At 62.1% G+C, this 24,186-nt stretch carries 20 protein-coding genes; 14 read left to right on the top strand and 6 right to left on the bottom strand.

The features are described 5' to 3' along the window. Positions 1-12: 12 nt before the first annotated feature. The 10 genes from NH234_RS01650 (at position 13) to NH234_RS01695 (ending at position 12,659) form a co-directional block, all read left to right on the top strand. A complete protein-coding gene (locus NH234_RS01650) occupies positions 13-2,169 on the top strand; it encodes a type I secretion system permease/ATPase (RefSeq protein WP_367255466.1) in 2,157 nt (718 codons plus the stop codon). Continuing rightward, positions 2,159-3,526, top strand: a complete 1,368-nt coding sequence (locus tag NH234_RS01655; protein WP_085733431.1) for an HlyD family type I secretion periplasmic adaptor subunit — start codon at positions 2,159-2,161, stop codon at positions 3,524-3,526. The genes NH234_RS01650 and NH234_RS01655 overlap by 11 nt, the downstream gene beginning before the upstream one ends. A gap of 287 nt (positions 3,527-3,813) precedes the next feature. After that, a complete protein-coding gene (locus NH234_RS01660; RefSeq protein ID WP_085613330.1) occupies positions 3,814-4,710 on the top strand; it encodes a TauD/TfdA family dioxygenase in 897 nt (298 codons plus the stop codon). Between the two features lie 18 nt (positions 4,711-4,728). Further along, entirely contained in the window at positions 4,729-5,754 is a 1,026-nt protein-coding gene (locus NH234_RS01665; protein ID WP_367255468.1) for an ABC transporter substrate-binding protein, read from the top strand. 5 nt (positions 5,755-5,759) lie between these two features. Next, positions 5,760-6,620, top strand: a complete 861-nt coding sequence (locus NH234_RS01670; RefSeq protein ID WP_367255469.1) for an ABC transporter ATP-binding protein — start codon at positions 5,760-5,762, stop codon at positions 6,618-6,620. 20 nt (positions 6,621-6,640) lie between these two features. Continuing rightward, on the top strand, positions 6,641-7,507 hold the full coding sequence (locus tag NH234_RS01675; protein WP_367255471.1) for an ABC transporter permease: 867 nt from the start codon (positions 6,641-6,643) through the stop codon (positions 7,505-7,507). 58 nt (positions 7,508-7,565) lie between these two features. Next, positions 7,566-8,483, top strand: coding sequence for a LysR family transcriptional regulator (locus NH234_RS01680; protein ID WP_085712612.1), 918 nt, complete (start codon positions 7,566-7,568; stop codon positions 8,481-8,483). A gap of 102 nt (positions 8,484-8,585) precedes the next feature. Further along, positions 8,586-10,121 carry an MFS transporter gene (locus NH234_RS01685; RefSeq protein ID WP_085733426.1) on the top strand — a complete coding sequence of 512 codons (1,536 nt, stop codon included), beginning with the start codon at positions 8,586-8,588 and terminating at the stop codon, positions 10,119-10,121. 19 nt (positions 10,122-10,140) lie between these two features. Beyond that, positions 10,141-11,211 carry an HlyD family secretion protein gene (locus NH234_RS01690; RefSeq protein WP_085733425.1) on the top strand — a complete coding sequence of 357 codons (1,071 nt, stop codon included), beginning with the start codon at positions 10,141-10,143 and terminating at the stop codon, positions 11,209-11,211. Further along, complete coding sequence (locus tag NH234_RS01695) at positions 11,208-12,659, top strand: efflux transporter outer membrane subunit (protein WP_367255473.1); 1,452 nt, start codon at positions 11,208-11,210, stop codon at positions 12,657-12,659. The genes NH234_RS01690 and NH234_RS01695 overlap by 4 nt, the downstream gene beginning before the upstream one ends. Before the next feature lie 46 nt (positions 12,660-12,705). On the opposite strand, the gene NH234_RS01700 is transcribed toward NH234_RS01695, so the two are convergent. Both NH234_RS01700 and NH234_RS01705 read right to left on the bottom strand, forming a co-directional pair. Beyond that, the gene (locus tag NH234_RS01700; protein ID WP_064382656.1) at positions 12,706-13,011 is read right to left on the bottom strand and encodes an XRE family transcriptional regulator; all 306 of its coding nucleotides are present in this window, start codon (positions 13,009-13,011) and stop codon (positions 12,706-12,708) included. Beyond that, the gene (locus NH234_RS01705; protein WP_367257110.1) at positions 13,004-13,369 is read right to left on the bottom strand and encodes a type II toxin-antitoxin system RelE/ParE family toxin; all 366 of its coding nucleotides are present in this window, start codon (positions 13,367-13,369) and stop codon (positions 13,004-13,006) included. The genes NH234_RS01700 and NH234_RS01705 overlap by 8 nt, the downstream gene beginning before the upstream one ends. 168 nt (positions 13,370-13,537) lie before the next feature. On the opposite strand from NH234_RS01705, the gene NH234_RS01710 reads away from it, so the two are divergent. From NH234_RS01710 to NH234_RS01725, 4 genes are read left to right on the top strand one after another with little or no spacing between them, the layout of a single operon-like run. Then, positions 13,538-14,317 carry an efflux RND transporter periplasmic adaptor subunit gene (locus tag NH234_RS01710; protein WP_367255475.1) on the top strand — a complete coding sequence of 260 codons (780 nt, stop codon included), beginning with the start codon at positions 13,538-13,540 and terminating at the stop codon, positions 14,315-14,317. After that, positions 14,314-15,633: an efflux RND transporter periplasmic adaptor subunit gene (locus NH234_RS01715; protein ID WP_367255477.1), complete on the top strand. Its 1,320-nt coding sequence runs from the start codon at positions 14,314-14,316 to the stop codon at positions 15,631-15,633. Before NH234_RS01710 ends, NH234_RS01715 begins: the two co-directional genes overlap by 4 nt. Next, a complete protein-coding gene (locus NH234_RS01720; protein ID WP_367255479.1) occupies positions 15,634-17,730 on the top strand; it encodes a biotin/lipoyl-binding protein in 2,097 nt (698 codons plus the stop codon). It abuts the gene before it with no gap. 5 nt (positions 17,731-17,735) lie between these two features. Further along, positions 17,736-18,233, top strand: coding sequence for a GNAT family N-acetyltransferase (locus NH234_RS01725; RefSeq protein ID WP_085733419.1), 498 nt, complete (start codon positions 17,736-17,738; stop codon positions 18,231-18,233). A gap of 1 nt (position 18,234) precedes the next feature. Here the strand turns inward: NH234_RS01725 and NH234_RS01730 are convergent, their stop codons facing one another. From NH234_RS01730 to NH234_RS01745, 4 genes are read right to left on the bottom strand one after another with little or no spacing between them, the layout of a single operon-like run. Continuing rightward, on the bottom strand, positions 18,235-20,418 hold the full coding sequence (locus NH234_RS01730) for a lipase family protein (protein ID WP_367255481.1): 2,184 nt from the start codon (positions 20,416-20,418) through the stop codon (positions 18,235-18,237). Next, positions 20,415-21,203 carry a hypothetical protein gene (locus tag NH234_RS01735; RefSeq protein ID WP_367255483.1) on the bottom strand — a complete coding sequence of 263 codons (789 nt, stop codon included), beginning with the start codon at positions 21,201-21,203 and terminating at the stop codon, positions 20,415-20,417. Before NH234_RS01735 ends, NH234_RS01730 begins: the two co-directional genes overlap by 4 nt. Then, positions 21,200-22,048 carry a DUF4123 domain-containing protein gene (locus NH234_RS01740; protein ID WP_367255485.1) on the bottom strand — a complete coding sequence of 283 codons (849 nt, stop codon included), beginning with the start codon at positions 22,046-22,048 and terminating at the stop codon, positions 21,200-21,202. Before NH234_RS01740 ends, NH234_RS01735 begins: the two co-directional genes overlap by 4 nt. Continuing rightward, positions 22,045-24,114 (bottom strand): type VI secretion system tip protein VgrG, encoded by a 2,070-nt coding sequence (locus NH234_RS01745; RefSeq protein WP_367255487.1) that lies wholly within the window; start codon positions 24,112-24,114, stop codon positions 22,045-22,047. The genes NH234_RS01740 and NH234_RS01745 overlap by 4 nt, the downstream gene beginning before the upstream one ends. Positions 24,115-24,186: the final 72 nt, after the last annotated feature.

The following is a 24,186-nucleotide window of genomic DNA, read 5'->3' on the forward strand; positions in this document are numbered from 1 at the left end:
AGAGTGTCGAGCGTGGAATCAGAAGTCAGTCGAGTTCATCTCAGTCATGATCCACGCGCGTTGCACGACGATCCGTTACTGGATGGTCTGCTCGCCCTTTGCATGCTGCACCAGAAACCCGCCAGCGCGGCGATGCTGACCACCGGTCTGCCGCTGCCCAAGCAACGTCTGAGTGTCGAGCTGCTGCCCCGTGCCGCCGCGCGCGCCGGGCTTCAGGGGCGGGTGCTGCAACGCAAGCTGGAAGAAATTCCGGCCATCGCCATGCCGGCGCTGTTGCTGCTCAAGGATGGACGCAGCGCTGTCCTGCTGGGCTGGCAGGGAGAGAACGAAGCCAGGGTGCTGCTCAGCGAAACCGATGGCGGCGAGTCCCTGGTCAACCGTGAGCTGCTGGCCGACGACTACCTCGGCAAAGTGTTCTTCGCCCAACCCCAGCACAAATTCGACGTCAACCATGGCACGCTGATCCCGCGTGCGCGCTCGTGGTTTCGCGACACCCTCAAGCGTTCGCGCTGGCTGTACGCCGACGCCATCGCCGCCAGTTTCCTGATCAACATCATCGCCATGGCAGCCCCGCTGTTCGTGATGAACGTCTACGACCGGGTGGTGCCGAACCAGGCCGAAGCGACCCTGTGGGTACTTGCACTGGGCATCACCGGCGCCTATCTGTTCGACCTGATCCTCAAGAGCCTGCGCAGCCTGTGCCTGGATCTGGCCGGCAAGAAAACCGACCTGATCATCTCCGCCACGCTGTTCGAACGCATCGTCGGCATGGCCATGAAATACCGGCCGGCGCGGGTCGGCAGCTTTGCCCAGAACATTCACGAGTTCCAGAGCCTGCGCGACTTCCTCGCCTCGCTGACCCTGACCAGCCTGATCGACCTGCCGTTCACCATTCTGATCTTCATCGTCATCGCCATTCTCGGTGGGCATCTGGTGTGGATTCCGGTGCTGGCCTTCCCGATTGCGCTGCTGATCGGCTACGCGTTGCAGAAACCGCTGGTGGCAACCATGGAGCGCACCATGGCGCTCGGTGCCGAGCGTCAGTCGAGCCTGATCGAAACCCTCGCCGGCCTCGACGCGGTGAAGGTCAACAACGCCGAAAGCGAACGCCAATACCAGTGGGAACAGACCATTGGCACCCTCAGCCGCCTCGAGCTGCGGGTGAAGATGCTCTCGGGTCTGGCGATGAACATCACCCTGCTGATCCAGCAACTGGCCGGTGTGATCATGATCGTCTTCGGCGTGTACCAGATCATCGCCGGCAACTTGAGCATGGGCGGCCTGATCGCCTGCTACATGCTCAGTGGCCGCGCTCTTAGTCCGCTGGCGTCGCTGTCCGGTCTGCTGACCCGCTACCAACAGGCGCGGGTGACCATGGCCTCGGTCGACCAGATGATGGAGCTGCCGCAGGAACGCAATTTCGAAGAACGCCCGCTGAGCCGCAAGGTGCTGCAAGGCGCCATTGAATGCCGTCAGCTCAACTTCACCTACCCGGATCAACAGAACCCGGCGCTGAAAAACATCAACCTGGTGATTCGTCCCGGCGAGAAGATCGGCATCATCGGCCGCAGCGGCTCAGGCAAGAGCTCGCTGGCCAAACTGCTGGTCGGCCTGTATCAGCCGGACGACGGCGCGTTGCTGGTGGACGGCGTCGACATCCGCCAGATCGACGTCAGCGAGTTGCGCTACAACATCGGCTACGTGCCCCAGGACATCCAACTGCTGGCCGGCACCCTGCGTGACAACCTGATTTCCGGCGCCCGTTACGTCGAGGACGAGCTGGTGCTGCAAGCCGCCGAACTGGCTGGTGTGCATGAATTCGCCCGCCTGCACCCGCAGGGTTATGAACTGCAAGTCGGCGAGCGCGGGCAGAACCTGTCCGGCGGTCAGCGCCAGAACGTCGCGCTGGCCCGGGCGCTGTTGCTCAATCCGCCGATTCTCTTGCTCGACGAACCGACCAGCGCCATGGACAACACCGGCGAAGAGCGTCTCAAGCAACGCCTCGCGGCGGTGGTGGAAAACAAGACCGTGGTGCTGGTGACGCACCGGGCATCGCTGCTGTCGCTGGTGGATCGCCTGCTGGTGGTCGACCGTGGACAGATTCTCGCCGATGGCCCGAAAGCCGCCGTGATGGAAGCGTTGAAGAAGGGGCAGATCAGTGTTGCTTAAGTCGGGTTTCAAGGATTCGATCCGCCGCTACTTCAAGGGCTCCGCATCATTGCAGGGCCAGCCGCTGCCGGAGGTCAACAAGGCCTTGATCGAGGACGCGCCGCGTGTGGTGCGCCTGACGATCTGGGCGATCATCGGTTTCTTCGTGTTCCTGATGCTGTGGGCCAACTTCGCCGTGATCGACGAAGTGACCAAGGGTGACGGCAAGGCGATTCCGTCGTCGAAGATCCAGAAAATCCAGAACCTCGAGGGCGGTATCGTCTCCGAGTTGTTCGTCAAGGAAGGCCAGATCGTCGAGGCCGGCGCGCCGCTGGTTCGTCTGGACGACACGCGCTTCGCCTCCAACGTCGGCGAGACCGAAGCCGATCGACTGTCGATGCTGCTGCGGGTCGAGCGCCTGAGCGCCGAGGTCGATGACCGGCCGCTGAATTTCCCCGAAGACGTGCTCAAAGCCGTGCCGGGTCAGGCCAAGAGTGAAGAGTCGCTGTATGTCAGCCGTCGTCAGCAATTGCACGACGAAGTCGGTGGCTTGCAGGAGCAGTTGATCCAGCGCCAGCAAGAACTGCGCGAATTCACCTCGAAGCAGGCGCAGTACCGCCAGCAACTGGGCCTGCAACGCCAGGAAATCAACATGTCCGAGCCGCTGGTGGCCCAGGGCGCGGTGTCGCCGGTGGAAGTGCTGCGACTCAAGCGTGCCGAAGTGGAAACCCGTGGTCAGCTCGACGCCACCACCCTGGCGATCCCGCGCGCCGAATCGGCGATCAAGGAAGTACAGCGCAAAATCGACGAGACGCGCGGCAAGTTCCGCAGCGAAGCCCTGACTCAGCTCAACGAGGCGCGCACCGACCTGAACAAGGCCCAGGCCACCGGCAAGGCGCTGGAGGACCGGGTCAGCCGTACGCTGGTCACCTCGCCGGTGCGGGGCATCGTCAACAAGATGCTGGTCAACACCATCGGCGGTGTGATCCAGCCGGGCAGCGACCTGCTGGAAATCGTGCCGCTGGACGACACCCTGCTGGTCGAAGCGAAGATCCGTCCGCAGGACATCGCGTTCCTGCATCCGGGCCAGGAAGCCACGGTGAAATTCACCGCCTATGACTACACCATCTACGGTGGTCTGAAGGCCAAGCTGGAGCAGATCGGCGCCGACACCATCACCGACGAAGACAAGAAAACCACCTACTACGTCATCAAGCTGCGCACCGAGCGCAGCCATCTCGGCACTGACGAGAAGCCGTTGTTGATCATCCCGGGGATGGTGGCGTCGGTGGACATCATCACCGGCAAGAAGACAGTGTTGAGCTATCTGCTCAAGCCGATCATCCGGGCGCGGGCCGAAGCGCTGCACGAGCGGTAAGTCTTCACGGACGCCTTCGCGGGACTCGCGAAGGCGTCCGTCGCAACACCATATCGCGTCCAGAAGTGACGCAAATGGTCACTCACCATCCAGTCTATTCCTTAACAAACGCCATATCGTTATTCTCTAACGGTATTTAAATTCCTGTTCTTATAGCTATAAAGTCAGACTCCTGCGTACCTGCCGACCAATCGGCGCGCCGCACGACACGAACCAACACGCAATCCAGCGTGAGTTTCTGATCGACGCGCGCGCCCTTGAGCGTGCCGTGCGTGGGAGATTGATTGATGTCCGCAGCTACTGCTACCCCAAGCGCCGCGACTGTCGCGCCGCAAACCTTCGAGATCCGCCCGTTCAGCGGTGCCGTCGGTGCCGAAATAATCGGCCTCGACCTGACCCGTCCGGTCAACGATGAAGACTTCGCCCGCATTCACCGCGCGCACCTCGATCACCACGTCGTGGTGTTCCGCGACCAGCGCATCACCCCGCAACAGCAGATCGACTTCAGCCGCCGCTTCGGCGTGTTGCAGATCCATGTGCTCAAGCAGTTCCTGCTGGCCAATCATCCGGAAATCCTCATCGTTTCCAACATCGTCGAGAACGGCCAGAACATCGGCCTCGGTGATGCCGGCAAGTTCTGGCACTCGGACCTTTCCTATAAAGAGCTGCCGAGCCTCGGCTCGATGCTGCACGCCCAGGAGCTGCCGTCCGAAGGCGGCGACACCCTGTTCGCCGACATGCACAAAGCCTGGGACAGCCTGCCCGACGCGCTGCGCAAAGCCGTCGAAGGCCGCTCGGCCGCGCATTCCTACACCGCGCGTTACAGCGAAACCAAATTCGAAGGCAACTGGCGCCCGACCCTGACCCCGGAGCAACTGGCTCAGGTCGCCGAGGTCGTGCACCCGGTGGTCCGCACCCACCCGGAAAACGGCCGCAAGGCGTTGTTCGTCAGCGAAGGTTTCACCACCCGCATCGTCGGCCTGCCGGAGGACGAGAGCAAACAACTGCTCGACGAGCTCTACGCCCACAGCGTGCTGCCGCAGAACATCTATCGCCATCAATGGCAGCCCCACGACCTGGTGTTCTGGGACAACCGTTCGCTGATCCACCTTGCCGCCGGCTGCCCTGCGCACCTGCGCCGCAAGCTGTATCGCACCACCATCCAGGGCGACGCGCCTTTCTGATTTGCCGGAGATCCGATCATGTCCAAACGTCTTCCATTCGCACCGCTGGCAGCGGCCATCGGCCTCGGTTTCAGCCTGATCGCCGGCAGCCTGATGGCGCCGACAGTGGCCCACGCCGAAGGTGAAATCCGCATCGCCGAACAGTTCGGTATTGTCTATTTATTGCTCAACGTGGTGCGCGATCAGGGACTGATCGAGAAGTACGGCAAGCAGGAAGGCCTCGATATCAAGGTCGACTGGACTCAGTTGTCGGGCGGCGCGGCGGTCAACGATGCGCTGCTTTCCGGTTCCATCGATATTGCCGGCGCCGGTGTCGGGCCGCTGCTGACCATCTGGGACCGCACCCACGGCAAGCAGAACGTCAAGGCCGTGGCCTCGCTGGGCAACTTCCCGTACTACCTCGTCAGCAACAACCCCAAGGTCAAAACCATCGCCGACTTCACCGAGAAGGACCGCATTGCGGTGCCGGCAGTTGGCGTCTCCGTACAGTCGCGTTTCCTGCAATACGCGGCAGCCAAACAGTGGGGCGACAAGGAATTCAATCGCCTCGACAAGTACACCATCGCCTTTCCGCACCCGGACGCTACCGCTGCGCTGATTGCCGGCGGCACCGAGCTGACCGGGCATTTCTCCAACCCGCCGTTCCAGGAACAGGCGCTGGAAAATCCGAACGTGCACGTGGTGCTCAACTCCTATGACGTGCTCGGCCCGAACTCGCCGACCGTGCTGTTTGCCACCGAGAAATTCCGCAACGAGAACCCGAAGACCTACAAGGCGTTCGTCGAAGCCCTGACCGAAGCCGCGCAATTTGCGCAGAACGATAAAGGCGCGGCGGCGGACACTTACATCCGCGTGACCAAGGCCAAGATCGACCGCGCCGCGTTGCTGAAAATCATCGACAACCCGCAGTTCGAATTCAGTGTCACACCGAAAAACACCTACCCGCTCGCAGAATTTCTCTTCCGCGTCGGCGCGATCAAGAACAAACCCGAATCGTGGAAGGACTACTTCTTCCAGGACGCCAAACCGCTGCAAGGGAGCTGATCGACATGAACGCCCCTTTGCAAGGCCACGCGGCCAGCAACCCGATCGCCACGGCGCAGGCGCTGCTGGCGGTCGATCAGGTCAGCCTCGAATACCGCACGCCGCAACGTGTCGTGCGTGCTACCCACCAAGTCAGTTTCGAAGTGGATCAACAGGACCGCTTTGTGCTGCTCGGGCCGTCCGGTTGCGGCAAGTCGACCTTGCTCAAAGCCGTCGCCGGGTTCATTGCACCGTGTGAGGGCGAGATCCGTCTGCAGGGCCAGCGCGTCGACGCGCCGGGGCCGGACCGGATCGTGGTGTTTCAGGAATTCGATCAACTGCCACCGTGGAAAACCGTCAAACAGAACGTGATGTTTCCGCTGCTGGCTTCGCGCACGTTGAAGAAAAAGGAAGCTGAAGAGCGTGCGCTCCATTACCTGGAGAAAGTCGGTCTGGCGGCGTTCGCCGATGCCTATCCGCACACCCTGTCCGGCGGCATGAAAGCGCGGGTGGCGATCGCCCGGGCGCTGGCGATGCAGCCGAAAATCCTGCTGATGGACGAGCCGTTCGCCGCCCTGGATGCCCTGACCCGGCGCAAGATGCAGGAAGAATTGCTGCTGCTCTGGGAGGAGGTGCGTTTCACCTTGCTGTTCGTCACCCACTCGATTGAAGAAGCGCTGGTGGTGGGCAATCGCATCTTGCTGCTGTCGCCGCATCCGGGGCGGGTGAGGGCGGAAGTGCACAGCCATCAATACGATCTGCACAGCCTTGGCGGCGTGGCGTTTCAGGAGTCGACGCGGCGCATTCATCGGCTACTGTTCGATGAAGGGCAGTCGCCGGAAACCAAGCGCGAACTGGATTTCACTGATATCCGCATCGCTTATTGAGCCGCCTGGAGGATTGCCCGATGAGCCATTCATCATCCGTACGTCAAGAATTCGAAAACGATCTGCAACCGCTGACCAGCGTCCCGGTGGAGCGCGAACTGCCGCTGGGCCAGCGCTTGTGGCAACAGGGCTGGCTACGCAAAAGCGTGATCCTGATTTTGCTCGCAGTGCTCTGGGAGGTGGTCGCCCGGGTGCAGAACAACGACCTGCTGCTGCCGAGCTTCTTGCAGACCAGTCATGCGCTATACGACGGTCTGTTCAGCGGCGAACTGCTGGGCAAGGTGTGGATTTCGCTGGTGGTGCTGCTCAAGGGTTACCTGATCGGCATCGTCTTGGCCTTTGCCCTGACCACGCTGGCCGTCTCGACCCAGTTTGGTCGGGATTTGCTGAGTACCCTGACCTCGATGTTCAACCCGCTGCCGGCGATTGCGCTGTTGCCGTTGGCGCTGCTGTGGTTCGGCCTGGGCCAGAACAGTCTTATTTTCGTGCTGGTGCATTCGGTGCTGTGGGCGTTGGCGCTGAACACGTATGCCGGTTTTCTCGGCGTCTCGGAAACCCTGCGCATGGCCGGACGCAACTACGGTTTGGAGGGCATGCGCTTTGTGCTGTTCATCCTGATTCCGGCGGCGCTGCCATCGATTCTCGCCGGGCTGAAAATCGGCTGGGCCTTCGCCTGGCGTACCCTGATCGCCGCCGAACTGGTGTTCGGTGCCACCAGCGGCAAGGGCGGCCTGGGCTGGTACATCTTCCAGAACCGCAACGAGCTGTACACCGACAAGGTGTTTGCCGGTCTGGCGGTGGTGATCCTCATCGGCTTGCTGGTGGAGAACCTGGTGTTCGACACGCTGGAGCGGGTGACGGTGAAGCGCTGGGGGATGCAGCGCTGATTTTCTGATCTGCTAGCATTGCGTTCGAATCAATCCTGATCGGTCACGAGTGCTCAGCATGCAACTCCCGGACATGAACCTGTTGGTCGCCCTCGACGCCTTGCTTGACGAGGGCAGTGTGGTCGGCGCCGCGCGGCGGATGAACCTCAGCCCGGCGGCCATGAGCCGCACGCTGACACGGATCCGCGAAGCCATTGGCGATCCGATTCTGGTACGTGCCGGCCGGGGACTGGTGCCGACGCCCAAGGCGCTGGAACTGCGCGAGCAGGTGCGCGATGTGGTCGAGCAGGCGGCGTTGCTTTTCCGCTCGGCGGACGCCGTGGAACTGGGCACACTGCGCCGGCGCTTCAGCATTCGCGCCAACGACTTTTTCGTCGGCGTGTACGGCGGCAAGCTGTTCGACACCCTCGATCAACTGGCGCCGCACTGTGAGTTGCGCTTTGTTCCCGAGGGCGACGGCGACGATGAAGCACTACGCGAAGGGCGGATCGACCTGAGTGTCAGCAACACTCGCCCGGTGACCCCGGAAGTCAAGATACAGAACCTGTTTTCCACCCACTTCGTCGGCCTGGTACGCGAGGATCACCCGCTGCTGGATGGCGAGATCACCGCCGAACGTTACGCCGGGTTTTCCCACATCAGCATGTCCCGTCGGGGCATCGCCCGTGGCCCCATCGACACCGCACTGAATGCACTGGGCCTGGAGCGGCGGGTGGCCGTAATCGCGCCAAGTTTTCATGCGGCGATGTTCGCCTTGCCGGATTCCGACCTGATCCTGCCGGTGCCCAAGGAAGCGCTGCTCAGCGTACGGCGGTTGGGCTTGAAGCTGCGCTCGTTCGACCTGCCGATTCCGCTGCCGACGCTGATGCTGACCCAGGCCTGGCACCCGCGTTTCGACAAGGACCCGGCCCACCGCTGGCTGCGGGAAACCCTCAAGACCTGCTGCGACGAAACCTGGCTGGCGGCGCAGCCCTGAGAGTTGCGTCTGATGCACTTATAAACTGCCGAGAAGTCAATTTTCGTCAGTACTAAGCCCTACTACCATGCTCCGGTATTTTTCCCTCCGGAGTTTGCCTGCATGACATCCCTGACGGTCACGGCGCCGATTGCCGCTGCCGCTCCGATGGCCGCCGCGCCACCGGTGTTCGGGGCGCGAATCATCATTGGTCTGGTCGGCGTGCTGCTGGCGGTGCTGGTGTCGGGTCTCAACGAGATGGTGACCAAGGTTGCCCTGGCCGACATACGCGGCGCCCTGAGCATCGGCTACGACGAAGGCACCTGGCTGGTCGCGAGTTACACCGCGACCTCGGTGGCGGCCATGGCGTTTGCGCCGTGGTGCTCGGTGACCTTTTCCCTGCGCCGTTTCACCCTGTGCGCCATCGGCCTGTTCACCCTGCTCGGGGTGCTCTGTCCGTTCGCCCCGAACTACGAAAGCCTGCTGCTGATGCGCATCCTGCAAGGCCTGGCCGGCGGTGCGCTGCCGCCGATGCTGATGACCGTTGCGCTGCGGTTTTTGCCGGCCAATTTCAAACTGTACGGCCTCGCCGGTTACGCCCTGACCGCCACGTTTGGCCCAGGTCTCGGTACACCGCTGGCCGGGTTGTGGACCGAATACGTCGGCTGGCAATGGACGTTCTGGCAAATCATCGTGCCGTGCCTGATCGCCATGGCGATGGTGGCGTACGGCATTCCTCAGGATCCGCTGCGGCTGGAGCGTCTCAAGACCTTCAACTGGAAAGGCCTGCTGCTGGGGTTTCCGGCGATCTGCATGCTGGTGATCGGTCTGTTGCAGGGCAATCGTCTGGACTGGTTCGAGTCGGACCTGATCTGCGCACTGCTGGGGGCCGGTTCGCTGTTGCTGGTGGCGTTCCTGATCCATGAGTGGTCGCAGCCCATTCCGTTTTTCAAATTGCAGATGCTCGGCATTCGCAACCTGTCGTTCGCCCTGATGACCCTGGCCGGGGTGCTGGTGGTGTTGCTGGCGGTGGTGCTGATTCCCTCGAGTTATCTGGCTCAGGTGCAGGGTTACCGGCCGGTGCAGACCGCGCCGATCATGCTGCTGGCGGCATTGCCGCAATTGATCGCGCTGCCGCTGGTGGCGGCGCTGTGCAACCTGCGTTGGGTCGATTGCCGCTGGGTGCTCGGGATCGGGTTGAGCATGCTGGTGCTGTCCTGCCTGGGCGGATCGCAGCTGACCTCGGTGTGGATTCGCGACAATTTCTATGTCCTGCAATGGCTGCAGATTTTCGGTCAGCCGATGGCGGTGCTGCCGTTGCTGATGCTTTCGACCGGCAGCATCCAGCCCCAGGACGGACCGTTCGCTTCGGCCTGGTTCAACACCGTGAAAGGCCTGGCGGCGGTGGTCGCCACCGGGGTGATCGAGGCACTGACAACGGCGCGCCTGCATTTTCACTCGACGATGCTGGTCGATCGCCTCGGCAACTCGCCGCTGGCCGCAAGCAACGACCCCGGCGTCGCCCATCGCCTGCACGAACAGGCGGTGGTGCTGACTTCCTCGGATCTCTATCTGTGCATGGCTGGCGTCGCGGTGGCGCTGATCCTGCTGATTTTCTGGCTGCCGACGCGGATCTATCCGCCACGTGCACCGACCTGACTGAAACAGAAGGTTTTTTATGACGACTCAAGCAAAGCAAAAACTCGCGGTGGCCGTGGCGGCCGCGCTGGCGGTCGGTGTGCTGGTGTATCTGGCGATGCCCGGCCTGTTCGGCAAACGCACCCAGCAGAACACCAACGACGCGTTCGTCTCTGCCGATTTCACCCTGGTGGTGCCGCGTGTGGCCGGGTTTATCAAAGAGGTGCTGGTGGAAGACAACCAACAGGTCAAGGCCGGGCAATTGCTGGCGCTGATCGATGACCGCGACCTGCGCGCCGCTGCCGAGGCCGCCGATGCGCACACCGTGGTCGCCCGCGCTCAATTGCAAAACGCCAAGGCCACGCTGGAGCGGCAGACTTCGGTGATCGCACAGGCGCAGGCATCGGTGGTCTCGGCCAAGGCTGAAATGGCCTTCGCCCAACAGGAATTGAACCGCTACAACCACTTGGCCGGTGTCGGTGCCGGCACCGTGCAAAATGCGCAACAGGCGCGCACCCGGATCGATCAGGCGACTGCGCGGCTGGATACCGCCACGGCAAAACTGGCTGCAGAGCGCAAACAGGTCGAGATTCTGACGGCGCAGCGCGATGCCGCCGAAGGCAGCCTGAAACAGGCACAGGCGGCACTGGAAATCGCCAGTTTCGAGCTGTCCTACACGCGCATCACTGCGCCTCAGGACGGCATGATCGGCGAGCGTGCCGTGCGGGTCGGCGCCTATGTGACGCCGGGCAGCAAGCTGCTGGCGGTGGTGCCGTTGAAGCAGGCCTATGTAGTCGCCAACTTTCAGGAAACCCAGCTCACCGATGTGCAACCTGGACAGGATGTTGTCGTTCGGGTCGACAGTCTCGGCGGCGAAGCCCTGAGCGGTCGCGTCGAAAGCATCGCCCCGGCCACCGGCGTGACTTTTGCCGCCGTCAAACCGGACAACGCCACCGGCAACTTCACCAAAGTCGTGCAGCGAATTCCGGTGAAGATTCTGCTGGAACCGGGCCAGCCACTGGCCGAGCGCCTGCGGGTGGGCATGTCGGTGGAGGCGAGCATTGATACCAAAAGCTCGGCGACATCGGTGCGTGAGGTGACGCAGCGATGAAGCGCGTTCAATCTCTGACGGTTGTCCTGAGCCTTTCGGCGCTGGCGGCCTGCACCGTCGGCCCGGACTTCCAGAAGCCCGAAGCCACGCAGATTGCCGAGTGGGCCAAACCCGGCAAATCCGCACCCAGCCAGGCCGTCAGCGAACCCCTGAACGAGCGCTGGTGGGAAGTCTTCCACGACGCGCAACTTTCCGCCCTGACCCAGCGCGCCGTGAGCAGCAACCTCGACCTGAGACTGGCGAGCAGCCGTCTGCAACAAAGCCGCGCCGCACGTCAGGTGATCACCGCCGACCGTTATCCAACGACCGCCGCCACCGGCAGCTATGCCCGTAAACGCAACAGCGGCGAAGGCTTGAACGACCCGTCCGGGCACAACGGCGATTCCGTCTTCAACTTGTGGGATGCCGGCTTCTCCGCCTCCTGGGAACTGGACTTCTGGGGGCGGGTACGTCGGGAAACCGAAGCGGCCGATGCAAACCTTGAAGTCGCGGAAAACGACCGTCGTGGTGTGTTGCTGGCGGTCCTTGCCGACACCGCGCAGAACTACATCCAGTTGCGCGGTGTACAGAACACCCGCGCGGTCACCGAGCAGAACCTCGATGTCGCGCGACACAGCCTGAAACTCTCGCAACTGCGGCTCAATGACGGCGTGGCTACCGATCTCGACGTCGCCGAAGCCGCCGCGCAAGTGGCGGCCATCGAGTCGCGGCTGCCGGCGCTGGAGCAGCGTCAGGCGCAACTGATCAACGCCATCAGCCTGTTGATGGGCGAGCCGCCGCAAGCGCTGGCCAAAGAATTATCCACAGACGCGCCGGTTCCGCAGTCGCCGCCGCAAGTCGCAATCGGCCTGCCGTCGCAACTGGCCGAACGCCGCCCGGACATTCGTCAGGCCGAAGCCCGATTGCACGCCGCCACCGCCAACATCGGCGTGGCCAAGGGCGATTTCTATCCTCGCATCACCCTGTCCGGCAACCTCGGCTCGCAAGCCATGCAGCTCAGCGATTTCGGTTCCTGGGGCTCACGCGCCTTCGGCGTCGGCCCGCAATTCAGCCTGCCGCTGTTCGACGGCGGCCGCCTGCGCGGCGTGCTGCAACTGCGCGAAGCGCAGCAGCAGGAAGCGGCGATCGGTTATCAACAGACCGTCCTGCGTGCCTGGCACGAAATCGACGACCAACTGACCGCCTACAACGCCAGCCAGCGCCGCCGCGACAGTCTTGCCGAAGCCGTACGCCAGAACCAGATCGCCCTGCGCACCGCGCAACAGCAATACGTCGAAGGCGTGGCCGACTTCGTCAACGTCCTGACCGTGCAAAGCGCACTGCTCGCCACCCAGGAACAATGGGTCGAAAGCTCCACCGGCGTTTCGCTGGCGATGGTCGGCCTGTACCGGGCGTTGGGTGGGGGATGGGAGTCGGTGTATCCGGTGGGGGAGATGGTGCAGCGTTGAAGCTCGCGCGGAAAACAAAAAAGCAGGTTGTGCAGCGTTTGGCTGCTCAACCTGCAAAGTTTTCGATTTTGATTTGTCCATCAGGAAATGTAGCGATGATTTCAAGCTCGCCGCCCATCGCGCGGATGTAATTGCGCAGCGTGCTGATGTACATATCAGTGCGTCGCTCCATCTTCGAGATCGCCGCCTGATTGATGTGCAGAGTCTCGGCAAGTGTCGCCTGACTCAAAGCCTTGGCCTGTCGCAGTTCGTTTAGCGGCATTTCCTTGATGTGTTGTTCGTAGATCGAATCGGCATGTGCCCGGGCTTCGGGTGTCATACGCGCTTCGAGTTCGGCAAATTTCTTAGCCATCGTTGTAACCCTCTTTGCGCAATGTATCGAGGTGCTCATCGTACAGTTGATCGGCGAGCGGGACATTGACTTCGTACCAGCGATCCTGACCGGTTTTGTCTCCACCGATCAATAGCAGCGCACATCGCCTCGGATCAAACGCATAGAGGATGCGATACGGTCGTCCGGCATGTTGAACCCTCAGTTCCCGCAGATGGCCATGTCGCGCACCATTGATCGCGCTGCTGTGCGGAAATCGCAGGTCTGGTCCGAATTGTCCTAGCAATTTGACGCTCGCAGCCACCGAGCTCTGCTCGTTCTCAATCAGATCTTCCCACCAGTTGCCGAACTCGTCGGTGTATTCGATATCCCAATTCATGGGGGCGAATATGAATGTTATGGAATATTCCTTCAAGGTTATATTTTCGATGAATTGATCTTAGTCGTTACATAGAATTTCGCCAGCCCTTCAGAAGAGTGATGGCCTTTCGCTTGACGCTAAACCCCGCTGTCGTAGACTCCGCTCATCCGTCAGGGAGTAACGGTTATGCGGCGTTTTCGTGGTTGGGTTGTCGGATTGACCTTTGTAACGTATGCAGTTCAGGCGCAAACGCCTGTGCCAGACGATCCGCTGCAGGATAACCCTGGGGCCGCCAATGCCTCGGCCAGCAGCGAAGCACGAGGTGTGTTGCGGGCGCGTGATCAGGCGACACTGGCCAGTGAATTGTCCGGGCGGATCGTCGAGCTGCCGTTCAGCGAGGGCGAGTCGTTCAAGAAGGGCGATACCCTGGCGAAGTTCGACTGTTCGGCCTATCAGGCCCAATTGAATGCCGCGCAAGCCGCCAGCCGTGGCGCCGGCGAAGAGCTGGCGCACAACCGGCAACTGGCGGCGCTCAATTCCGTCGGGCGTTTCGAAGTGGCCCGGGCCGAGGCCAAGGTCAGCGAAACCCAGGCGCAATCCCAGGTTTATCAAGTCCAGGTCAAACGTTGCAGTGTGGTCGCGCCGTTCGACGGGCAAGTGGTCGAGCGCAAGGTGCAACGCTACGAAAGCGTGTCGGCCGGGGCGCCGCTGCTTGATGTGGTCGACAACCGTACTCTGGAAATCCATTTGCTGGTGCCGTCGCGCTGGATGGCCAAGCTCAAGCCCGGCCAGACCTTCAGCTTCGTTCCCGATGAAACCGGCCAGCCCATCGACGCCACGGTCAAACGCCTTGGCGCGCGGATCGATGAGGGCAGCCAGACGCTGTTGCTGGTCGCCACACTCCCTGAAGCCAAAGGCCTGCTCGCCGGCATGAGCGGCACCGCGCGTTTTCCGGAGCTCAAGTGAACGCCCCGGTGAGCGGCGCCGCCGAGCAGGTGTTCGCGCGATTTCTCGATCTTGAACGGCAGACCCGCGCCGCCCGCGATGCATCGCAACTGGCCTACAGCCTGGTCAATGACGGGCAGTCGCTGTTCGGCTTTCGCCATGCGGCGTTACTGATCGCCGGCAAGGTGCAGGCCGTGACTGGCGTCAGCGCGGTTGAGCCGAATGCACCGTTCGTGGCGTTCGTCGAGCAGGCCGTGGCGCAGCTGTTCAAGCAGGATGTGCTGAAGGTGGCGCGGGTGATCGCGCCCGAGATGGTCAGCGAATCGATCCAGAGCGACTGGCGCAGTCTGTCGGCGCTGCAGGTGTTCTGGCTGCCGCTGATCGACCGCGAGGGTCAGGTGTTCGGCGGATTGTGGCTGGCCCGCGACATGCCGTGGAACCCTTCCGAACAAGTGCTGTTGTCGCAATTGGGCGACACCTACAGCCACGCCTGGCTGGCCCTGCAACCGCGCAAGCCGTGGCGGCTGCGCTGGACCCGCAAACGCCAGGTGGCGCTGGTCGCTGTGCTGCTGCTCGGTTTGTTGATTCCGGTGCGCCAGTCGGTGCTGGCCCCGGCCGAAGTGGTGCCCTTGGGTGGGCGTGTGGTGGCGGCGCCGCTGGACGGGGTGATTGCCGAGTTTTTGGTCAAACCCAATCAGAACGTGAAGACCGGCGATTTGTTGCTGCGCTTCGAAAGCACCACCCTCAGGGCCCAGGCTGATGTCGCCGAGCGTGCGCTTGGCGTCGCCGAAGCCGAACTCAAAGCCAATTCCCAACGTGCATTTGCCGACGCTGAATCCAGTTCACGGGTGGATCTGCTGGCCGCCCGAGTCGAGCAGAAACGCGCCGAACGGGATTACGCCCGGGAACTGCTCAACCGCAGCGAAGTGCGCGCCGAGCGCGACGGCATTGCGGTGTTCGCCGACGCCGAGCGGTTGACCGGCAAACCGGTGCAGACCGGCGAGCGATTGATGGAAATCGCCGACCCGAATCAGGCCGAATTGCGCATCGAACTGGCGGTGGGGGACGCGATTTCGCTGGAGCCGGGCGCCGACATTGCGTTGTTCCTCGACAGCGATCCGCTGCAACGCCACGTCGCCCGACTCGAGCGTTCGGCCTATGAAGCGCAGCCCACCGCTGGCGGCCAACTGGCCTATCGGCTGGATGCGAATTTTACCGACGCACCGCCGCGTATTGGCCTGCGTGGCACGGCGAAGATCTTCGGTGATCGCGCGCCGCTGGCGCTGTATCTGCTGCGTCGCCCATTGGCCGGTTTGCGTCAGAGCGTGGGCCTGTAAATGAACCTGCCGAGCCTGCGTGCCGACCTGCAATTGTCGCCCGCGGCGCCGGCGCTGGACGGTTCGCCGCGCTGGACCCTGGCCGACCCGGTGCGCGGGCGCTATTTCAAACTCGGCACGGCGGCGATACGCCTGTTGCGCCACTGGTCGCTGGGCGATCCTGAGCAAGTGCTGCGCGCCGCCAACCGTGAACCGGGCTTGCCGCTCGATGGTGTGGAGCTGGAGCAACTGCTGACGTTTCTGCGCGGGCATGACCTGATCAGCGCCCTCGACGATCAGCAACGCGCCAGCTATCAGCTCAAGGCCCTCGCGCAACGCCAGAGCCTGTGGAAAGTCCTGCTCCATCAATATTTGTTCTTTCGTATTCCATTGTGGCGCCCGGACGCTTTTCTCAATCGAGCGTGGCCGTGGCTGCAGCGATTCGGGCCAAGGATTCTGCGCTACGGCTTTCCCGCGACCCTGGGACTCGGGGTGTTTCTGGTCTCGCGGGACTGGCAGCGATTTGTCGGCACCTTCCCGCACCTGTTCAGCCTCGGCGGGGCGATTTCGTTCGGTGTGGCGCTGTTCTTCGCCAAGCTCTGCCACGAGTTCGGCCATGCGTTCATGGCCAAGCGCGCCGGGTGTCGGGTGCAGAGCATGGGCGTGGCGTTCATGGTCTTGTTGCCGATGTTTTATACCGATGTCAGCGATGCCTGGCGGGTCAACGACCGGCGCGCGCGACTGCTGATCGGTGCCGGCGGGGTGCTGGCGGAATTGCTGCTGGCCTGTATCGCATTGTTGGTCTGGTCATTGCTGCCGGACGGCCCGGCGCGCACGGCGGCGTTCATGCTCGCCAGTGCGACCTGGATCACCACGCTGGTGGTCAATCTCAACCCGTTCATGCGTTTTGATGGCTACTTTCTGCTCAGTGATCTGTGGGAGGTCGACAACCTTCAGGGTCGGGCCTTTGCCTTTTGCCGCTGGCGCCTGCGTGAGTTCTTGTTCGGCTATGGCGCACCAGCGCCGGAGCCTTGGTCGCCGGCGATGCAGCGGCGTTTGCTGATCTGGGGGTATGGCTCGTGGTTATGGCGTGCGGCGTTGTTTTTCGGGATCGCGCTGGCGGTCTATCACCTGTTCTTCAAGGTGTTGGGGATATTCCTGATGCTGGTGGAGCTGGTGTGGTTCATTTTTTTGCCGATCATGAGTGAGTGGCGCCAGTGGTGGAGCCGCCGCGAACAGGCTCACGGCCCGCGCGTGCTGCTCAGCAGCCTGGCGGTGCTCGGCCTGTTGCTGGTGCTGATCGTGCCGTGGCGCAGCGCGGTCGAACTGCCGACGATGCTTGAGGGCGGTCGGGCCAGCGCGCTGCATGCGCCGGTGGCGGCGCGGGTCAAAACGGTGAAGGTCACGGACGGCCAGAAGGTCGCTCAGGGCGACGTGTTGATCGAACTGGAATCGCCGGACCTCGATTCGCGGCAGGCCATCGTCCGCCGGGAAATCCAGATTCAACAATTGCTGATGCGCCGTCAGGCCGGTCGCAGCGAGACCGCTGCCGACGCCGGCATCGTCGAACAACGCCTCGCCGAAGCCGTGGCGGAATACCGAGGCCTGAGCGCCCGCCGCGAACGCCTGCTGCTGCGTGCGCCCCACGCAGGCACTGTGCGCGACCTGTTGCCGAACCTGACGCCGGGCCGCTGGCTGTCGAGCAAGGATGCGCTGGCGCGAGTGGTCGAGGACGGCTCGCGACTGCGTGGTTATGTGGCCGAAGCCGAACTGTGGCGGGTCAAACCGGGCGCCACCGGGCGGTTTATCGCCGATGACCCGATGCACCCGGCGATCACCGTGAAGCTTGATGAAATCGATACCAACGGCGTGGCCTATGTCGATCAGGAAGCCCTGACATCCGACCATCACGGGCCGATTGCCGTGCGCCGCGATCAACAGCAACGGGCGGAACCGGTGCAGGCGCAATACGGCGCGCGATTGACTACGCTGGATCAGCCACCGACGCCGGTACAACCGTTACGCGGCGTGGTGGTGTTGCAGGGCAGCGGCGAGTCGGTGCTCGGCGTGGCCTGGCGTCGGCTGGCGGCGCTGGGGGTCAGGGAAAGCGGTTTCTAGGGAGCATGAAAATGACGGAAAACTTGGCAGCGGACGGATTGGTGGTGCGGCCTTCGCGGGCGACTGACGGCCCCTTTCTGCAAAGCCTGTATCAATCGGCGCGGCCGGATCTGCAATGGATCGACGGCGAGCAGGAACAGGTGCAGCAAATCGTTGCCCAGCAGTTTCAGGTGCAGGAGCAGGGCATGGGTGAAAACCATCCGAATGCCATGCACTACGTGGTGGAAAAACTCGGCACGGCCATTGGCGCGCTGAGCACCGATTTCGGCCCCAACGAAATCCGCGTGTTGTACATCGCCTTCATCCCTCAGGCTCGGGGCAAGGGCTACGGTCGTACGGTGCTGCAAGGTGTGCAGAAGGCCGCGCAGCAAGTGCGTTGCCCGGTGGCGACGGTGGTCTGGGCCAACAACCCCCACGCGCGCCAGCATTACCTGGCGCTGGGATTCGCGGTGGAAGAGCGCAATCCGGCGGCGGAGCGTCTGGTGTGGTATCCACAGGGTTGATTCAGATGATCGAGTTGATATCGAAGGTGTGCGGCGCGCCGATCTTGCGGCCGTAGAGCGTCGCCAGCAGCGGGTCCTCTTCGACGGCGTCCGGCGCCATGGCGAGCTGTTCGGCTGCAGTGTTTTCCGGGTGTAGCTGCCAGCGCGGCAGGCTTTCGGCCAGCCGTTCCGGTTGTTCTGCCAGTTGCCCGTAAACGTCCTGGGTCGTGATGCGTCGATGGCGAAGGATTGCCAGGCGCTCACGTGTCACGCGTATTTTCTCTACTTCACGATTAAGCGCTTCAAGGGTGCTGGACTGAGTGCGCACGTAACTGTCCGGGCGTCCCGGCAGGTTGTTGCGCCGGGTGCGCAATTGGTAGGTGATGCGTTCCAGGGCCGACTCCACCACAGCAAACTCCCGTTCGGTGACCAGCGAACGGCTTGACTCCTGGGCCTCCTGCCAACGCCGCAACACCGCCCAGCACGCCGGAATGTATGCCCCGGTCATCGAGTGGTGCCCGGCGTCGAAAATCTGTTTGAGCAACGTCGGCCGATCCGGCAAACCGTGCCGCTGCCGGATCGCCACGTCGCACGCGGCGTGCTGGGTAATGGTGTCGCAACCCGGCTCCCACAGGATCGAAGACACCTGCTGACGCCCGAACTCCACCGGCATGGCGTGCCGCAGACTGCCGTGGTGGTCGTAGGCTTCCCCGGTCCAGTTGGTGATGCCGGCGACGAACACCGACAGACCCACCGGCACATTGACGAACGTCAACGCCGCCCCGGTGCCGTAGATGTCAGCCTTGGTGTTCATCCAGCTGCCGGGCACGCTGGGCACCGGGTCGTTGTGGTTGACCATGCGGTGATGCACGAGATCGGCTGCGCCCTTCACGAAATCCGCGTCGCCGGCGCGGGGGGCGCCGTAGGTGTAGAGCTGGATGTTGTAGCCCTCGGGCCGGCGGCGGAGCATTTCGGACAGCAGCAACGTGATAGCGCCGCCGAGGCTGTGGCCGCAGATCAGGAGGGTTTGGCCGGTGTAGAACTTTTCGAGGTAGCTGACGGCGAAAGTCGCGGCTTTCCTGGCCGCTTCATAGAAACCCCGATGTACCTGACCGTCGCCTTCCTCGAATGGCACTTGAAGGGCGTCGGCATCACGCAAGCCATCGGCGATGATCTCGGCGGTGCCGCGAACGGCGATCAGGATCAGTTCGTCGTTGTGGGTGATGAAGGCTTGGGTGTCGGTGCTGTCTTTATTACCGATGTCGTCGAGGAAGTGGACGCTGGCCGGGTGTTCCGGATCCCGTTCAGGGCTGTGCCTGTTGACTGCATAGAGGTTCGGGTCAAACGGAATGATCTCTAGCCTTCTTGAGTACGAAACATCCTCGTAGAGCGGGTAATAGAATTTGGTCTGAGTGTTGTCGACTTTCCACAGTTCTTCTCCCTTGGCCAGTGCATCGCCGAACCAGTTGCCGACGCTGGGTTGCAGCGGAAACTTAACGGATCTGGTTTCGGCGGAAGGGACTTTGGGTTCCTGGCCGAAAGGGCAGTAACTCAGGGTCGCCATCAATGCGAGCTGGTACAGGTTGAGTGCACAGAACGCCGGAGCTGTGGAAAACATCGGCCGCAACGCGCGTAGCGGGCGCACTTCAAGAACGGTGTGACGTTGCGGCATCAGCGCTACGCCAAGTTTTCCATGTTCACGCATGATTGCAGCGCACCCGGAATCGAGGGGGTTATCGCGATAAACCTCGGGTGGCAGGTGCGAGGCGTATCTCACCAGATGGCGGACTTCGACTTGAAAGTAGTCCGCACCGTCTGCAATTTTCGGGCGTTCGCGCCTGCGGGTGGCATTTGGGTTCAGGTACCGGGTTGCCTCGGCTCGGACCTGAAGTTCGGTGATTTTCAGGGGGTAATGTGGTCTGCTTTGCAAATATGAGTAGAGCTTTTCCTTTCCTTCGTACGCTTGATCAAACAGCAGCGAAATTGGCCCCGCAAAATGGTTGTCTACTCTGCCCTTGCCCGCAGCGTCCAAGCGGCCTGTGTATTTATAGCCTTCCGAGTCGGTGGCGATATAAGCCAACCCGGCGTAGGGCTCGCCCGAGCAGAACTCGTCGATGAGTTGGAAACTTGTCCATATGCCACCCTCGGGACATTTCAGAATGCGGCTACTCAACGGAGATTGCAGATCCTGCTCCAGTACCTTCATGGCGAAACCTTCTTTTCCGTACATCCGGGATATATGGTGCATTGCTGCCCGTCTGGCATTTGAAAGCCGCTGAAATCCGTGTAGTTGCCGTAACAAAAAGCGTACTGATCCTCAAAATTGTCGCCCATACAGCGTTTCCAGCCGTTAGGGACTTTGACCCAGGTGTCCTTGATGGCCGGTCGCTCTTCCGCTGCCAAGGTGATCTTCATCCTCACTGTTTTGCCCGGCAGTTGATCAGAGCTAAAAGCCCCGAAGGTCTTGCCATAAGCTCGTGATCCCGAGGCGTCGACTGTTCTGCAATCAAGGATCTTTCTGAGAATTCGCGGTTTACCCGAGGTGCGGAACCACCACTCACACTGACCATGGAACGTGCTTTCACCGGCTTCGTTGAACACACCTTTGAACTGCTCCTCCAGATCATCACGGATGAAAACCATGGCTTCGTCACGACTGAAGTCGCTCCAGTTTCTGCCGTATGCCGAATTGATCTCCAGCTCGATTCGCCTCACGACCAACGGACACCCTTTAACCGTCTTGCGAATCGTGATCTCGGCATCCGGCTTGTAGTCCGTGCGCCACTTGCTGTTGAACACCGGGGCAAGGTTGTCGCGTCTGTCGAGGGTGCAGGTCTGGCCTTTTTCGGGTACGTAGTAAACCGCTGCCACATAGGCAAATCCCGGTGGTAGATCGGCCGTGAATTTGAAGGTGTTGGGCGGTTCGGTCCTGCAGCCTCCCAGTGCCGCGAAACAGCCGATCAGACCGAGGCTTTTGAGCGGAATTTTCATGAGGGCGTCTTCCCGTTCCAGTGCTTCGAGAGCTGGTAAACCCGATCAAAGTGTTCATCCGGTGTTTCGTCCGGTCGGGCTTGCCAATGGGGCGCGAGATTCGGCGTTTGCAGGCTGTGGATCAGCAGAAACTCCAGCCGCTCCGGTGCCAGCCAGCTCCAGGCTTCGGCCTGGGTCAGTCGTTCACGGAGCCAGATTTGCGGATCCCGAACACACGCCAGCGCGGAATAAGCCTGCACATGCCCGGCCAGCAGAAAGCGGTGGGCATTTGCCAGGCGAATTTCCATGGATTGTTCGTCAGGCATCGGCAGTTGCAGCCACGGCGGCGTGTCCGGCACGGGGTAGCTGCCCGGCGCAGGGTTGTCGGTCATCTGCCAGTGCGAGCCCTGCCAATGGCAAACGCTGATCGCCGGCCCGAGATACGCCGGCAAAGCCTCGACCGGCAGATGCTCCAGCGCCCGGTCCAGCACCCGGTTGTCGTGAAAGCGGTACAGCGCCTGATGCGGACGGGCGCCGATGATCAGCCGCTCCTGCCAGTGCCGGACCCAGGCCTTCAACTCGCCTTTGCCCAGGCTGGCCAACCATCCCCAGTGGCTGTCCGGCCTGTCGAGCAGGGCGTCGAGACGGCGGTCGTCGGGCTGGTCGAAGGTGAAGAGGAACGGGCCGGTGTCGGCCAGTTCGGCAACTGCGGTTTCGCCGTAGACGCTGGCGTATTGCTCGTAACGGCTGCTCTTCAGCCAACGCTGGCGCATGTCGCGCTCGTTCTGCGAGTCGAGAACCAGGCACAGGAGGCAACCGGCACGGTGCTGTTCGATCAGCCAGCGTCGTACAAGGGCGTCGCTCATGCGGCAGCCTCCGGGATCGGGCACGCACCTGTGCAGCAGGCTTCGCAGATCGGGCAGAAATCCGCGCCCAGGGTTTTGCTGGCGGCCATCAATGCCTGTTGTGAGGGCGCCACCAATGGCGGCAAAGGCGCAGGCGCCGACAGGTCTTCAATACCGTCGGGCTGCAACAACGGGGCGCGCAGGAAGGTCGCGGGCACGCCGCCGATCAGCAGGTCGCTGCTGCCGAAAAGGCCACTGTGATCGAGGACAAAATGCTCGCCACCGACTTTCAGACTGATGCTTTTTCCGGCCTCCAGCACCAGATGTTCGCCCGCGCTGAGGCACAGCTGCCCGACGGTTTCGGTTGTCAGTGATTGACCGACCCGGGTGTGGCTGCTGTCGCCGACGTGCAGGTAATCGCTGGCCTTGAGATGGGTCTTGCGATGACCGGTGACGATGCGGTGTTCTTCCGCGTGCAGCGCGCTGAAGCTGTTGCCCCTGATGGTTTCCCGGCGTTGGTTGCCGATGTCCAGCTGACTGTCGTGCTCGACCTTCTGTCGCAGGTCGCGCTGGGCGCGCAGGTAAATCTGCTCCTGGCCCGCGCGGTCTTCGATCATCAGCTCGTTGAAGCCTGTGCTGTCCGGCGAACTGCGGGAGCGAAACACGCTGCGGGTCTTGTGCGTCGGCAACTCGTAGGGCACCGGGTTGGCGCTGTTGTTCAGGCAACCGCTGATCACCGGACGGTCGGGATCGCCGTGGAGAAACGTCACCATTACTTCCATGCCCACGCGCGGGACGATCACGCTGCCATGGGCATTGCCGGCCCAACCCGAGGCCACCCGCAGCCAGCAACTGCTCTTGTCGTTGTGGCGGCCTTCGCGATCCCAGAAGAACTGCACCTTGACCCGGCCGTACGGGTCGCAATGGATGTCTTCGCCTTCCGGGCCGGTGACCACCGCTGTCTGGGTCGAACCAATGTGGGGTTTGCGGTAGCGCAACGGTGGTCGATGGATCGCCTCCCAGGGCGTTGCCGTGAAGTGGTTGCGATAGCCCTGGGTGAAGTCCTTCTCGGGATCGGCTGACGCATGATCAGCGGTCTCTTCCAACACTTGCGGTTGCTTTCCTTCATGGCGGATTTCGGTCAGCAGCCACAGGTCGTTCAATGCCGGATCGGGATGTTCGGCCAGTGACAAAAAATGCCCCGACAACAGCGCCGGTTCATTGCTGTCGCCTTCTCCCAGGCAACCATCGGCGCGGTGACCTTCCAGGACTCGCCGGGCCAGTTGCTTGCCGTGCTCGCGATCGAGGTAGCGTCCCGGGTATTCGTAAACCCCGGGATCGGGCTGGAGATGCCGATCGGGATTGCGGGCATCCGCTTCCAGCAACATACGCGCCTTTTTAAAGTCGTAGGCGCGGCTGGAGGCGTGGTTGGGTCGGGTTTCGAGCCGATAGTCGAATCGCTGAATTACCGGCCTGTCGGCCACCATGGCGTTGTGCGGTTTAAAGCGTGTTGGCCGAGAGAGGCGGGGGAACACGGTCTGGTCGTCGCCAAAGACCAGCAGGTGTCGGTCGCGGCTGTGCCGGAAGTGGTAATGCAAGCCGTCTTCCTGACACAGGCGCTGGATGAAGTGCAGGTCGGACTCGTTGTACTGCACGCAATATTCGCGATCCGGTAACGGGTGGCCGAGCTGGAACCGGTAGCGATCGGCGTGGATGCCATGTTCTTCGAGAATCTGCGCAATGATTCGCGCAACGCTCAGGTTCTGGAAAATCCGCTGATTGACGCGATGGCGAAGATTGGCCAGGCAAGGGGCGAGGGTCAGGCTGTATCGTGTCAACCGTTCGCCGATATTGCCGCGGCCGATGTGCTGGATCTGTCCGTGTATGCCGTGGCCGTGGTCATCGAAGGCAAGAAAGGCCTGTTGGTGCATCAGGCCTGGAAGATCGGCATCCGGTCTGGTGCCGACCAACTCGACTTTGAAGGCAAACGGCTCGCTGATGGCTTCGCTGCCACTGAAGGACAGCACTTGAAAATCGTGTTTAAAGTCGTCGGTCGTAAGGCGAAAGCGTGCGTTGGCATTGAACATCCGTTGTTCCTCGTCCTGTGACGGATTCGGAACAACGCTAACAAGGTGAGCCGGGAAATGATGTCGGACGTT

It is taken from the genome of Pseudomonas sp. stari2, assembly GCF_040760005.1.
Classification (GTDB): Bacteria; Pseudomonadota; Gammaproteobacteria; order Pseudomonadales; family Pseudomonadaceae; genus Aquipseudomonas.

Coding starts and splice junctions, on each gene's coding strand:
- NH234_RS01695 (WP_367255473.1), top strand. CDS start 11,208: ATGAAGCGCGTTCAATCTCTGACGGTTGTCCTGAGCCTTTCGGCGCTG.
- NH234_RS01685 (WP_085733426.1), top strand. CDS start 8,586: ATGACATCCCTGACGGTCACGGCGCCGATTGCCGCTGCCGCTCCGATG.
- NH234_RS01730 (WP_367255481.1), bottom strand. CDS start 20,418: ATGAAGGTACTGGAGCAGGATCTGCAATCTCCGTTGAGTAGCCGCATT.
- NH234_RS01670 (WP_367255469.1), top strand. CDS start 5,760: ATGAACGCCCCTTTGCAAGGCCACGCGGCCAGCAACCCGATCGCCACG.
- NH234_RS01725 (WP_085733419.1), top strand. CDS start 17,736: ATGAAAATGACGGAAAACTTGGCAGCGGACGGATTGGTGGTGCGGCCT.
- NH234_RS01700 (WP_064382656.1), bottom strand. CDS start 13,011: ATGGCTAAGAAATTTGCCGAACTCGAAGCGCGTATGACACCCGAAGCC.
- NH234_RS01680 (WP_085712612.1), top strand. CDS start 7,566: ATGCAACTCCCGGACATGAACCTGTTGGTCGCCCTCGACGCCTTGCTT.
- NH234_RS01720 (WP_367255479.1), top strand. CDS start 15,634: ATGAACCTGCCGAGCCTGCGTGCCGACCTGCAATTGTCGCCCGCGGCG.
- NH234_RS01740 (WP_367255485.1), bottom strand. CDS start 22,048: ATGAGCGACGCCCTTGTACGACGCTGGCTGATCGAACAGCACCGTGCC.
- NH234_RS01660 (WP_085613330.1), top strand. CDS start 3,814: ATGTCCGCAGCTACTGCTACCCCAAGCGCCGCGACTGTCGCGCCGCAA.
- NH234_RS01675 (WP_367255471.1), top strand. CDS start 6,641: ATGAGCCATTCATCATCCGTACGTCAAGAATTCGAAAACGATCTGCAA.
- NH234_RS01745 (WP_367255487.1), bottom strand. CDS start 24,114: ATGTTCAATGCCAACGCACGCTTTCGCCTTACGACCGACGACTTTAAA.
- NH234_RS01735 (WP_367255483.1), bottom strand. CDS start 21,203: ATGAAAATTCCGCTCAAAAGCCTCGGTCTGATCGGCTGTTTCGCGGCA.
- NH234_RS01705 (WP_367257110.1), bottom strand. CDS start 13,369: ATGAATTGGGATATCGAATACACCGACGAGTTCGGCAACTGGTGGGAA.
- NH234_RS01690 (WP_085733425.1), top strand. CDS start 10,141: ATGACGACTCAAGCAAAGCAAAAACTCGCGGTGGCCGTGGCGGCCGCG.
- NH234_RS01710 (WP_367255475.1), top strand. CDS start 13,538: ATGCGGCGTTTTCGTGGTTGGGTTGTCGGATTGACCTTTGTAACGTAT.
- NH234_RS01665 (WP_367255468.1), top strand. CDS start 4,729: ATGTCCAAACGTCTTCCATTCGCACCGCTGGCAGCGGCCATCGGCCTC.